The organism is Psychroflexus sp. MBR-150 (assembly GCF_053628795.1).
Genome location: NZ_JBRJHB010000020.1, coordinates 1 through 12,554, shown reverse-complemented (window position 1 = coordinate 12,554; position 12,554 = coordinate 1). Strand labels below are relative to the sequence as shown.

At 34.5% G+C, this 12,554-nt stretch carries 13 protein-coding genes; 6 read left to right on the top strand and 7 right to left on the bottom strand.

Annotated elements, in window-relative coordinates:
* The first annotated feature begins 56 nt into the window (after window positions 1-56).
* The 5 genes from fbaA (at window position 57) to ACSSV5_RS10245 (ending at window position 4,065) form a co-directional block, all read left to right on the top strand.
* Window positions 57-1,124 (top strand): class II fructose-bisphosphate aldolase, encoded by a 1,068-nt coding sequence (gene fbaA / locus ACSSV5_RS10265; protein ID WP_454245801.1) that lies wholly within the window; start codon window positions 57-59, stop codon window positions 1,122-1,124.
* A gap of 70 nt (window positions 1,125-1,194) precedes the next feature.
* Window positions 1,195-2,052 carry an acetyl-CoA carboxylase, carboxyltransferase subunit beta gene (gene accD / locus ACSSV5_RS10260; RefSeq protein ID WP_454245800.1) on the top strand — a complete coding sequence of 286 codons (858 nt, stop codon included), beginning with the start codon at window positions 1,195-1,197 and terminating at the stop codon, window positions 2,050-2,052.
* An 80-nt stretch (window positions 2,053-2,132) separates the two neighbouring features.
* Window positions 2,133-2,552 carry a VOC family protein gene (locus ACSSV5_RS10255; RefSeq protein WP_211065999.1) on the top strand — a complete coding sequence of 140 codons (420 nt, stop codon included), beginning with the start codon at window positions 2,133-2,135 and terminating at the stop codon, window positions 2,550-2,552.
* Window positions 2,553-2,555: 3 nt separating this feature from the next.
* Window positions 2,556-3,686: an AI-2E family transporter gene (locus ACSSV5_RS10250; RefSeq protein ID WP_454245799.1), complete on the top strand. Its 1,131-nt coding sequence runs from the start codon at window positions 2,556-2,558 to the stop codon at window positions 3,684-3,686.
* Window positions 3,667-4,065 carry a YkvA family protein gene (locus tag ACSSV5_RS10245; protein WP_454245798.1) on the top strand — a complete coding sequence of 133 codons (399 nt, stop codon included), beginning with the start codon at window positions 3,667-3,669 and terminating at the stop codon, window positions 4,063-4,065. The genes ACSSV5_RS10250 and ACSSV5_RS10245 overlap by 20 nt, the downstream gene beginning before the upstream one ends.
* Before the next feature lie 4 nt (window positions 4,066-4,069).
* Here ACSSV5_RS10245 and ACSSV5_RS10240 read toward each other — a convergent pair whose 3' ends face one another.
* Both ACSSV5_RS10240 and ffh read right to left on the bottom strand, forming a co-directional pair.
* Window positions 4,070-4,960: a bifunctional 5,10-methylenetetrahydrofolate dehydrogenase/5,10-methenyltetrahydrofolate cyclohydrolase gene (locus ACSSV5_RS10240; protein WP_454245797.1), complete on the bottom strand. Its 891-nt coding sequence runs from the start codon at window positions 4,958-4,960 to the stop codon at window positions 4,070-4,072.
* Between the two features lie 202 nt (window positions 4,961-5,162).
* Complete coding sequence (gene ffh, locus ACSSV5_RS10235; RefSeq protein WP_454245796.1) at window positions 5,163-6,491, bottom strand: signal recognition particle protein; 1,329 nt, start codon at window positions 6,489-6,491, stop codon at window positions 5,163-5,165.
* A 149-nt stretch (window positions 6,492-6,640) separates the two neighbouring features.
* Between ffh and ACSSV5_RS10230 the strand changes: the two genes are divergently transcribed.
* On the top strand, window positions 6,641-8,605 hold the full coding sequence (locus ACSSV5_RS10230) for an endonuclease (RefSeq protein ID WP_454245795.1): 1,965 nt from the start codon (window positions 6,641-6,643) through the stop codon (window positions 8,603-8,605).
* Window positions 8,606-8,655: 50 nt separating this feature from the next.
* Here ACSSV5_RS10230 and ACSSV5_RS10225 read toward each other — a convergent pair whose 3' ends face one another.
* Genes ACSSV5_RS10225 through def form a run of 5 tightly spaced genes read right to left on the bottom strand, consistent with a single transcriptional unit; the run spans window position 8,656 to window position 12,312 of the window.
* Window positions 8,656-9,375: a DUF6048 family protein gene (locus ACSSV5_RS10225; RefSeq protein ID WP_454245794.1), complete on the bottom strand. Its 720-nt coding sequence runs from the start codon at window positions 9,373-9,375 to the stop codon at window positions 8,656-8,658.
* Window positions 9,341-9,844, bottom strand: coding sequence for a DUF6452 family protein (locus ACSSV5_RS10220; protein WP_211066004.1), 504 nt, complete (start codon window positions 9,842-9,844; stop codon window positions 9,341-9,343). Before ACSSV5_RS10220 ends, ACSSV5_RS10225 begins: the two co-directional genes overlap by 35 nt.
* Window positions 9,841-11,253, bottom strand: a complete 1,413-nt coding sequence (rlmD, locus tag ACSSV5_RS10215; protein ID WP_454245793.1) for a 23S rRNA (uracil(1939)-C(5))-methyltransferase RlmD — start codon at window positions 11,251-11,253, stop codon at window positions 9,841-9,843. Before rlmD ends, ACSSV5_RS10220 begins: the two co-directional genes overlap by 4 nt.
* Entirely contained in the window at window positions 11,254-11,667 is a 414-nt protein-coding gene (locus tag ACSSV5_RS10210) for a DUF5606 family protein (RefSeq protein WP_211066006.1), read from the bottom strand.
* A gap of 54 nt (window positions 11,668-11,721) precedes the next feature.
* Window positions 11,722-12,312: a peptide deformylase gene (gene def / locus ACSSV5_RS10205; RefSeq protein WP_211066007.1), complete on the bottom strand. Its 591-nt coding sequence runs from the start codon at window positions 12,310-12,312 to the stop codon at window positions 11,722-11,724.
* Window positions 12,313-12,554 lie beyond the last annotated feature (242 nt).

Sequence of the window (12,554 nt, the reverse complement as noted above, 5' to 3'; positions counted from 1 at the left end):
ATGAATTCATTTTTCTTTAATAAATTACTAATTTTACAATTCAAAATAAAAAAACTATGAGTCATAATATTAAACCAGGCGTTGCTACTGGAAAAGAAGTTCAAGATATTTTTAATCACGCAAAAGCTAATGGCTACGCCTTGCCAGGTGTGAATGTGGTTGGTTCTAACACTATTAATGGCGTTTTAGAAACCGCAGCAGAACTCAATTCACCAGTGATTATCCAATTCTCAAATGGTGGTGCCCAATTTAATGCAGGCAAAGGCTTGTCTAATGAAAATCAAAGAGCGGCAGTTCTTGGTGCAACTACGGGTGCAAAACACGTTCACGATTTAGCTGAAGCCTACGGTGCTACAGTTATTATGCATACAGACCATTGTGCTAAAAAATTATTGCCATGGATTGATGGTATGTTAGACGAAGGTGAAAAGTTTTACAAAATTTACGGAAAACCTTTGTTTAGCTCTCATATGATTGATTTATCTGAAGAACCCATTAAAGAAAATATAGAAACCTGCAAAACATACCTTGAACGTATGAGCAAAATGGGTATGACCTTAGAAATAGAACTCGGCGTAACTGGTGGCGAAGAAGATGGCGTAGATAATTCAGATGTGGATTCGTCAAAGCTTTATACACAACCTGAAGAAGTGGCTTATGCTTATGAAGAATTGAGTAAAGTGAGTGATCAATTTACTATAGCTGCAGCTTTTGGTAACGTTCACGGTGTTTACAAACCAGGAAATGTCAAGTTGACACCAAAAATACTTAAAAACTCTCAAGAATACATTTCTGAAAAATATGGTGTAGAGCACAATCATATCGATTTTGTTTTTCACGGCGGTAGTGGTTCAACTGTTGAAGAAATAAGAGAAGGCATCAGCTATGGTGTTGTCAAAATGAACATAGACACTGATTTGCAATATGCATTTATGAAAGGCATTAGAGATTATATGAAAACCAATGCCGATTACTTGTCATCTCAAATTGGCAATCCTGAAGGTGATGACGCACCCAACAAAAAATATTATGACCCAAGAAAATGGTTACGCGAAGCTGAAATCACTTTCAAAGAGAGGTTAAAAAAAGCCTTTGAAGATCTTAATAATGTCAATGTTTTATAGTTTTTTGCTATAAATTAAAACTCAAACTCTATTGATAAATAGTATAGAAATTCCATCTAATAACAATAATATGGCTTGGTTTAAAAGAAAGAAAAAAGGCATACAAACCGCAACCGAAGATAAAAAAGACGTTCCTAAAGGTTTATGGTACAAAACCCCAACAGGCAAAGTTATTGACTCTGACCAACTGGCAAAAAATTATTACGTCAGCCCAGAAGATGGTTACCATGTAAGAATAGGGAGTAAAGAGTATTTTGAAATACTTTTTGATGATGGTAATTTTAAAGAATTGTATAAAAATTTAGCCTCAAAAGATCCATTAAATTTTGAAGACACTAAAAAGTATAGTGTTCGTATCAAAGAAGTTCAAAAGAAAACTGGGCTGAAAGATGCTATAAGAACAGCAGTAGGCGAGTCTAAAGGCAAAAAAATAATTGTCTGTGCTATGGATTTTAAATTTATTGGTGGTTCAATGGGATCAGTTGTCGGTGAAAAAATTGCACGTTCAGTCGATTATGCTATCAGGAACAAACTCCCACTCGTTATCATCTCAAAATCTGGTGGTGCCAGAATGATGGAAGCGGGTTTGTCACTTATGCAGTTAGCAAAAACATCTGCAAAGCTCGGTCAATTGGCTAAAGCCAAATTACCTTATATTTCGCTCTGTACCGATCCAACAACTGGTGGTACTACAGCATCTTTTGCTATGCTGGGTGATATTAATATTTCAGAACCAGGGGCTTTAATTGGTTTTGCTGGACCACGAGTTGTAAGAGATACCACGGGAAAAGATTTACCAGAAGGTTTTCAAACCGCAGAATTTGTCAAAGAACACGGATTTTTAGATTTTATTACAGAACGTAAACATTTGAAAGATAAAATAAATTTGTATATTGATTTAATTCAAAATCAGAAGGTTAGAAAATGATTTGTAAATTTTAAACTCAAGTCTGATTTTCAATTTTATTTTTTAAGAATTATGTTTAAATTGGCTATTTAAAATTAAATATGCCAAACTCAGCTTTTCACCTTGCCATTCCTGTTCATAATTTGGAGCAGAGCAGAAAATTTTACAGTCAAATTTTAGGATTTGAAGAAGGTAGAAGTAGTGATAAGTGGGTTGATTTTAATTGCTATGGTCATCAACTCGTCATTCATGAAGTTAAAGAATATTCACCTCAAAACCATTTTAACCCCGTTGATAATCACCATGTGCCAGTGCCACATTTTGGCGTTGTGTTACTATGGAAAGCCTTTTGGGATTTGTCTCAAAGACTTAAAGCTTTAAAAATCAAATTTCAAATTGAACCTTACATTAGATTTGAAGGTCAAACGGGCGAACAAGCCACTATGTTTTTTTATGATCCTTCGGGAAATGCTTTAGAGTTTAAAGCTTTTCAAAACCCCGATCAACTTTTTAAATCTTAAATGATGAAAACCATACCACCGAGAATTATTAGGCAATTATTTTTGTTGACCGTTATTATTATTTTGGCGATTATTATTTACAATAATATTTTGCCTTATATTTCAGGCGTTTTAGGTGCTATCACCTTTTTTGTGATCAGCCGTAAGTTGATGAAAAAACTCAATGATAAAGGTTGGCCAAAAAGCCTCTCAGCTGGACTCATCATTGTTAGCTCTTTCTTTTTAATTCTTATCCCATTGGCTGGGGTTGTTATTATGCTGTCTTCAAAAATCGGTGGAGCCATAAAAAATTCAGAAAAATTTGTGATTGCCATCAAGTCACAACTATCACAACTTGAGCAATATATAGGCTATAACATATCTCAAGATATAGATACTTCAGGCATAGCTTCATTTATTTCTAAAAACGCCCAAAACTTTGCACTCGGTACTTTTGATGCATTTATCTCTGTCAGTATCATGTATTTTTTATTGTATTATATGTTAGTCAATCAAGAGCAGCTTAAAATTTCGTTACAGAGCTATATTCCTGTTGGCAAAAAGAATCTCACAACCATTGCCATTGAAGCCACAAAAAAAGTAAAAGCCAATGCTATTGGCATCCCATTAGTTGCACTCATACAAGGAGTTGTGGCTCTAATTGGATATTTGATTTTTGGCGTTCCTGATCCGTTTTTTTGGTTTGCAGTAACGGCTATAGGTTCAGTTATTCCTTTTGTAGGCACGGCAATAGGATTTATTCCCGTTACCGTTATTTTGTTATCTCAAGGCATGACATTAGAAGCCATTGGTGTATTGGCTTATGGTTTTATTGTGGTGGGTTCAAGTGATAACTTGGTTAGACTTTATGTGCTAAAACGTATGGCTAACGAACATCCTCTAATTACTCTAATAGGCGTTATTGTTGGTATTCCTGTTTTTGGATTTTTAGGCTTGGTTTTTGGTCCTTTGATGATATCGTTATTCCTTATTATTGTTGTAATTTATAAAAAAGAATATGCCGATGATGAAAACCAAACTGAATATCAAGCTGAAACAAGCTTAGAAGAAAAACAGAGGGTAAAAATTGATGAAAAACAAAATGATAATGAAGATGAAATAAAAGATAAAACAGATGAAAAAGACAAAGCATAAACCTCATATTGATAAAGATTTTGTGTCTGAAAATGCAAAACAGATAGACAAAGATGATTTAAATAAAATTCATCGAAAACGCAAACGTCTGCAAAAAATACTCAATCTTAAAGTTTTTGCACAACAAAGGCAAAAATTCAAATTACTCATAGAAATTCTTCAGCAGTATAAAAAAGGAACATACAAAAAAATACCCTGGCGTTCTGTAGCATCAATAACCTTTACACTGCTTTATGTGATTAACCCTTTTGATATTGTTCCAGATGTTTTGCCTGTTATAGGTTTTGTTGATGATATTAGTGTTTTTATGGCTTTAATGCGTTTGATTGACGAAGACATCAATGATTTTGAAAGTTGGAAGTCAACACAAATTATGTAGAGTGTTAATCTTTTAACTTTGACTTATGTAGTTCTTTAGCTAATAAGGTGTTTTTAAGTAGCATTGCAATAGTCATTGGTCCAACACCACCTGGAACGGGTGTAATAAATGAAGCTTTTTTAGATACATTGTCAAAATCAACATCGCCAGTAATACGATAACCTTTTTTACGAGAATCATCAGGAACACGTGTAATACCAACATCAATAACAACCGCATCATCTTTAACCATTTCGGCTTTTAGGAAATTTGGAATACCCAAAGCGGTAATAATAATATCTGCTTGTGATGTGATTTGGGTAATATTTTTAGTATGGCTATGTGTGAGCGTTACCGTTGAATTACCAGGAAATCCATTTCTGCCCATCAAAATGCTCATAGGTCGTCCAACAATATGGCTACGACCAATTACAACGGTATGTTTACCATTTGTTTCTACACCATAACGCTCTATGAGTTCTAAAATTCCAAAAGGCGTTGCGGGTATAAATGTTGTCATATCCAAAGCCATTTTTCCGAAATTTGTGGGGTGAAAACCGTCAACATCTTTATCTGGATCTACTTGCATCAAAACTTTTTGAGTGTTGATTTGCTTAGGCAAAGGCAGTTGAACAATATAGCCATCAATATCATCGTCATTATTGAGTGTTTTGATTTTATCTAAAAGCTCAATTTCACTGGTAGTGCTTGGCATTTTAATCAATGTTGACTCAAAACCCACTTGTTCACAAGATTTCACTTTACTGCCGACATAAGTCAAACTCGCACCGTCATTCCCCACCAAAACAGCGGCCAAATGTGGCACTTTTTCGCCACGTTCTTTCATTTTATCGACTTCAAGTTTGATTTCATCCTTAATGTCTTGACTGGTTTTTTTGCCGTCTAGTATAGTCATTTTATTAGCTTTTTAGTCTTCAGTTTTCAGTGTTCAGTATTCAGTTTTTAGTATTCAGTTTTCAGTATTCAGTATTCAGTTTTTAGTATTTAGTATTCAGTATTCAGTTTATTATAAACTTATATACTACAACTGCGATTGCCAACTGCGACTGCCAACTGCCATCTGTTCACTGCCAACTGCTCACTACCCACTGAAAACACTACTTCATCTGACTCATCATTTGCATCAATTTTTTGCCACCGCCACCTTGCATCATTTTCATCATTTTGCTCATTTGCCCAAATTGTTTTAACAGCTGGTTAACTTCATTAACACTTGTTCCTGAACCTTTTGCAATTCTTCGTTTTCTACTGGTATTGAATATTTTAGGATTTTGACGTTCCTCTGGTGTCATAGAATTGATAATAGCTTCAATACCTTTAAAAGCATCATCATCAATATCAACATTTTTCATCATTTTGCCAGCTCCTGGAATCATACCCATAAGGTCTTTCATGTTCCCCATTTTCTTGACCTGTTGAATTTGCTTCAGAAAATCGTCAAAACCAAACTTATTTTTAGCAATTTTCTTTTGTATTTTGCGAGCTTCTTCTTCATCGTATTGTTCTTGAGCACGTTCAACTAAGGAAACCACATCACCCATACCGAGAATTCTATCGGCCATTCGCGAAGGATGAAAAACATCAATGGCTTCCATTTTCTCGCCTGTACCAATAAATTTCAAAGGTTTATCTACCACGGATTTGATAGAAATAGCTGCACCACCGCGAGTATCACCATCTAACTTGGTTAACACTACACCGTCATAATCCAGCACATCATTAAAGGCTTTTGCTGTATTTACAGCATCTTGACCTGTCATGGCATCGACCACAAAAAGTGTTTCGTTAGGTTTTACAGTATTGTGAATACTTGAGATTTCTTTCATCAATACTTCGTCAATTGCCAGACGACCAGCGGTATCGATAATGACCACATCAAAACCATTGGCTTTAGCATGTGCTATGGCTCGTTCAGAAATTTTAACTGGATTTTTTTCTTCTTTATCAGAAAAGACTTCAACACCAATTTGTTCGCCAACGACATGAAGTTGGTCAATTGCTGCAGGTCTGTAAACATCTCCAGCAACTAATAAAGGATTTTTAGCTTTTTTGGTTTTTAGAAAATTGGCCAGTTTTCCAGAAAATGTAGTTTTACCACTACCTTGTAGCCCAGCCATTAAGATTACGCTTGGGTTGCCTGATAAATCTATACCTTCAGCATCGCCACCCATAAGTTCGGTCAACTCATCTTTGACGATTTTGACCATAAGTTCGCCAGGCTTTAAGGTTTTTAAAACATTTTGCCCTAAAGCTTTTTCCTTAACGGTGTTGGTAAAATTTTTAGCAATCTTGAAGTTGACATCGGCATCGACCAAGGCACGTCTTACTTCTTTTAACGTTTCAGCAACATTGACTTCTGTAATCTGCCCGTGACCTTTGAGCAGATGTAAGGCATTATCTAACTTATCGCTTAAATTATCAAACATAGTTTTTCCAAATTTTAAGCTACAAATTTAATGAATTGAATTGGTTATGTGAAAAAATGTATCTATTAAATAAAAGCTAACTTTCATTTAACTTGGGAAACTCATTTTTAATCCATATAAGCATTATTTTAGCAAAATAATTTGAAATCATGAAGTTATTTTTTATACTATTCACAAGTATTTTTAGTTTTAGTCTTGTTGCACAAAACCCTATTATCAACGAGTTTGATACTGATACAGATGGAGTTGACACTAAAGAATTTATTGAGATTAAAACCGATAATCCATTTTCACCTTTAGACGGCTATTTGCTCGTGTTGTTTAACGGGTCAAGTAGTGGAGGTGATTTAAGTTATTTTAATATCGACTTAGATGGTTTTACAACTGATATTAATGGTCTTTTTGTTTTAGGGGCTTCAGAAGTTTCGCCTATTGTAGATTTTGAATTGCCATTAAACACCATTCAAAATGGAGCCGATGCCGTGGCTATTTATCAAGCCAACGAGTCTGATATGCCTATTGGAACATTGGCTACAACCACAAATTTAGTTGATGCTTTAGTTTATGGAACTAACGATTCTGATGATACAGGCCTACTTAATTTATTAGGCTTAACATTACAAATTGATGAAGATGCTAATGGCAATAAAGATTTTGAATCCATTCAGCGTGCTAATGATGGCAGTTGGTATGTTGCAACGCCAACACCAAAGCAACTCAACGATGGCTCGGGTGTTATTCTGAACGGTATAACTATCTCAGCAAATCAAGAGGTTTATGATGAAGGCGAAACCGTTGTCATAACCTTAAACACAGAAGATCCTGTTGATAATGATATCACTTTCAATTTAGATTTAAATAATGGAGATTTTAATAATGCTGATTATACGGGAAATGCTTTTATAGATTTTCAAGCTGGTGATACTACTGGACAAACTCAAATCAATATTTTAGCCGATGGCGTTGCAGAGGAAGATGAATTTATGGAAATCAATATTTCAAATCTTCCACCAGAATTTATTTCAAATAACAACAATCTTAGTCTAATCATAATAGATGGAGACTATACGACTTCTAATTTTGGCACTCCATTAAATCCAACCTTTGGTAATGTTTCAAGTACAGCATCTGCTGATTATTATGATAGTCTTGATGGTCTTTCTGGTAATGCATTGGTACAAGGCATTCAAGATTTGGTTTCAGAAAATGGTGTTGTAAGAACACAAACTTATGCTGATATTATTGATATATTAAAGGTAGCAGACCAAAATCCAGAAAACAACAATCAGGTTTGGTTGCTCTATACCGAACAACCAAGAGCAAAATATCTATTTCAAACAAGTTCTTCAGGTGTTGATATGTGGAATAGAGAACATACCTTTCCTCGATCAAGAGGTGGTTTTACAAGTATTGAAGATGACGATATAGCTGATGGCATTAATGTATGGTGGGAAACTAATGCCGACTCACTAAGGCATGCCAACTCTGATGCTCATGGATTACGTGCTGCCGATGCAGGTGAAAACTCCTCTCGTGGTAACCAACATTATGGACAATATGTTGGTCCATTAGGTAATGCTGGAAGTTTTAAAGGCGATGTTGCACGTTGTATTTTCTTTTTAACAGTACGTTACAATGGCTTAGATGTTGTCAACGGTTTTCCTTCAGATACTGGCAAACTTGGCGATTTAGCCACTTTATTGACATGGCATCAACAAGATCCACCAGATGATTTTGAAATGAATAGAAATAATATTATTTATACTTGGCAAAAAAACCGTAATCCATTTATTGACTTTCCCAATCTCGTAGATTTTATTTGGGGAACTGAATTTGGTAACCCTTGGGATCAAAATTTGAGTGTTGATGAAACAAACATTGATAAGGTTGTTGTGTTTCCAAACCCAGTTAATGACAGTAATATTCAAGTTAAAGGACTTGTTCCTTCACAAACTTATCAGTTTAAATTGCTTGACATTACAGGTAAAACAATTTGGATAACTTCACAACAAGGCAATGCTGAAATACCTATCAATGTTGAATCTGGGCTTTATTTTTTGAGTATTTCTAATGAGAAATCGACAAGAATTATTACACGCATTATTGTCAGGTGATTGTGATTGGTTCTGAAACGAGTTCAGAAACAGATACTAAAAAGTGTTGATCAATTTGGATTAGTTGACTGTGTTTTACGTTTGGTTTTAAAAGGTATTAAGTAGCTGATAGAATAACCCCAACCTGCACCGATAGAGCTGAAATCATTGGTGATGTTAAATCCAGGAATAAATATATTATCAAAATTTTGCAGTTCGGTTTCGCTGACTAAAAATTTGATTTGCACATGTGCACCAGCATATATGTTTTTAAACAATTCTACTTTAAAACCAAACTGAAATTCAGTCCAAACGGCTGAAAGGTTATTAAATTCACGATTAACGATTTGTGTTTCAGGCTCAAAAGTATTGTCGGTTGTATAGAAATTAAATTCCTTTAAGGTTTGCGAATAGGAGGAAATCCCAATTCTAAATCCGCCGTAGATTTGGTTTTGCATACCAATCCAGTTTTTATAGAAATTATAATTTGCACCTAATTTTATATAACTACCATCAGAGTCAACTACAAGATTGTTTTCATCAAAAGTAAATTGGTCATTTCCGATTTCAGCAGCGAGGTAAATTTCGTCTGTAAATCTATAATCACCGTTAATTTCAAAGCCTGTATAATTATCATCTACAACAGTTCGCGTAAGTTTAAACAAATCTACACCAAAAGAAACGCCGTATCTTTCTGTGTAGATAAGGCTATCATTTTGAGCAAAACTTTGGGTTATTCCTATAAATAAACAAAAGCTAATGCAAAATAAAAACGTGAGTATTTTGTTCATTTTCTACGTTGAGTTGTTCTGTTGAAACACTTCTTATCCAGTTGTTTGAAGCTGGGTTTTCTATGGTTCTAACCGCACTTAAATCTTTGAAAATAGCTTTAAAACCACAAGCCCGATTGACGTACTTTTCACTGACTTCATATATAAATCTAATGGTATCTACATTCCTAAAGTTATCGTCGTTTGTGTTTCTTATCAATTGAAATTGAGTGGTATTTTGATTTGTATTAAGCGGTAAAGCTATAGAATCTACAATGCCTAAAAATACAGTATCAGTTGTGTTTTCTGCAATATAACTCAAATTTTTAATGGTTTTGTTTTGGTCAGGCTCGGCTACGTCAAAAAATTCTATAATTAAAAAAGGTGTTGTAGGCGTTGACTCAGGGCAAATATCATCGCGTTCACAGGAGATAAACAAAAGGATTATACCAACGATAAAAAAACCATATTTTAAAAATCGTTTTATCATGATTTTAGTTCTAAAGCCACTACATTTTCTACATGATGCGTTTGTGGAAACATATCAACGGGTTTGACTTTGGTAATCTTATAACTTTTGGTCAAAATTTCTAAATCTCTTGCTTGAGTGGCAGAATTACAACTGACGTAAACTATACGCTGAGGTTTTAAATCCAATAAAACTTTAACCACGTCTTTGTGCATGCCTTCTCTTGGTGGGTCAGTAATAACCAAATCAGGTTGACCGTGTTTTGCAACAAATTCTTGTGTAAATACTTTTTTCATATCACCAGCCACAAATTTACAGTTGTCAATCTTATTGTCGCTTGCATTGAGTTTGGCTTTTTCAATGGCTTCAGTCACGGCTTCTATACCGATAACTTTTTTAACTTTTTTAGCGATAAACTGTGCAATAGTTCCAGTGCCAGTATATAAATCATAAACCACTTCGTCACCTTGAAGTTGGGCAAAATCTCTTGTGATTTTATACAACTCATAGGCTTGTTTTGAGTTGGTTTGGTAAAAAGATTTGGCATCTATTTTAAAACTCAAATCTTCCATCACTTCTGTAATGAATTCTTGACCGTGATAGCATATCACATCTTGATCGTAAATTGTGTCGTTGGCTTTTTGATTAATGACATAAAGCAAAGCTGTAATTTCAGAAAAACTCTGTTTAAGATGTTCAAGCAAAAGTTTGCGTTGAGCTGGTTTGTCGTCATAAAATTGAATAAGCAACATAACTTCACCTGTAGAAGTTGTGCGGATCATCAGTGTTCTGAGCAAGCCTTTTTGTTGTTTGACATCAAAGAAACTCAAATCATTGTCAATAGCAAAACGCTTGACTTCATTTCTTATAGCATTGCTCGGGTCTTGTTGAAGATGACAAGCGTTGAGGTCTAAAATTTTGTCCCACATTCCAGGAATATGGAAGCCTAAAGCATTTTTTTGTTGAATTTCGTTTTCGCTTTCAATTTCTTTTTGTGTTAGCCAACGGTTATTGCTAAAAGAGAACTCCATTTTGTTGCGGTAAAAATAGATGTCTTCACTGGCTTTAATCTTAGAAATAGAAGGCAAATCTAAATGACCAATGCGTTTCAGATTGTCTTCAACCGATTTTTGTTTGTAGTAAAGTTGCTGGTTGTATTCCATATTTTGCCACTTGCAACCACCACAAGTGCCAAAGTGTTCACAAACAGGTTCTGTGCGAAGAGAAGAAAGCTTGACAAATTCTATAGGTTTAGCTTGGTAGTATCGCCGTCTTTTTTTGTAAGATTTAGCATGAACAATGTCTCCAGGAATGGCATTATCTACAAAAACGACTTGACCATTAGTGGTTTTGGCCACAGCTTTGCCTTTATGACCAGTATCTATGACTTCAAGGTTTTCAAAAGTTTTATGCCTGTTGCGTTTGCTCATTTATTCTTCTTCGTCAGATTTTTCTTTATCTTGAAAATCCGTAAAATCATTTTCAATTAAAATGTTATACCACTGAATAACTTTTTTGATATCACTTTGGTAAACTCTATCTTCGTCATATTCTGGTAATATTTCTCTAAAATATTTCTCGAGTTCTTTTTTGGGGCTTTTGTGGTCAATACTTTTTTGTCCATCTGTTTTTTGGTATATCTTATGAAATACTTCTTTCAACGGGACTTCATCTGTATAAGTATAAATCGAAATTTCAGATAAAATACTGATATTATTTCTCAAGTTGACTTGTATTTTTCGCCCATCGGTCAGCGATTGTGCCAAAACGCCAGCTCGAGTTTGTGTTTTGAGTTGGTAAAGACCTGGTTTTCCAGATACGGAAAGGATTTTGTCAAATTCCATGATTTAATTTTTTATGTTCGCAAATATGCGATGATAGGTTGATTTATCAAGGATTTATCTACTTTTTTTTAACATGGGAAAACGCATGCGGTAATCGACATCAATTTTTCCTTCAGCAATCTTTTTGAGTTTACCTTTAATTAAGCGTTTTTTTAGATTAGATAGTTTGTCGGTAAACAAAATGCCTTCAATATGGTCATACTCGTGTTGAACCACTCGTGCAAAATGACCTTCGAGAGATTTTTGCTTTAAATTAAAATCACGATCGTAGTATTCGATTTCAATTTTTGGCTTTCTGAATACGTCTTCATGTATATCGGGAATGCTTAAACAGCCTTCGTTAAAATCCCATTCGTCGCCTTGCTCTTTGGTTATTTTAGGATTGATAAATACTTCTTTGGTCGATTTGAGTTTATTTTTTTCTTCTTCAGAAATATTGCTATCTTCTGCAAATGGTGAAGCATCAACGACAAAAAGGCGTATAGATTTTCCTATTTGAGGAGCTGCCAAACCCACGCCATGTGCATTATACATAGTTTCAAACATATTATCTATAAGCTCTTGTAAGTCTGAATAATCTTCTGGAACATCTTTAGCTTTGCGTTTTAGAACAGGATCGCCATAAGCCACAATAGGTAAAATCATTATTAAAAGTTTTTTATAGAGTTTTGCAAAGTTAAGCAATCTTTGAGAGATATGAATAGTGAGATGTTCAGAGTTATAAGTTGCAGCAATAAGTGAACAGACGCGGTAAGTAGTTAGTTGTGGGAAGTTGTATTTATTTGATAGTTAAGGGAATCTCTAAAAACCAAATTTCACTAAAAAACATCAAAAATAATTATTTTATATGATTGATATTTAGTATTTTAGCTGGCATTATGAAGCGA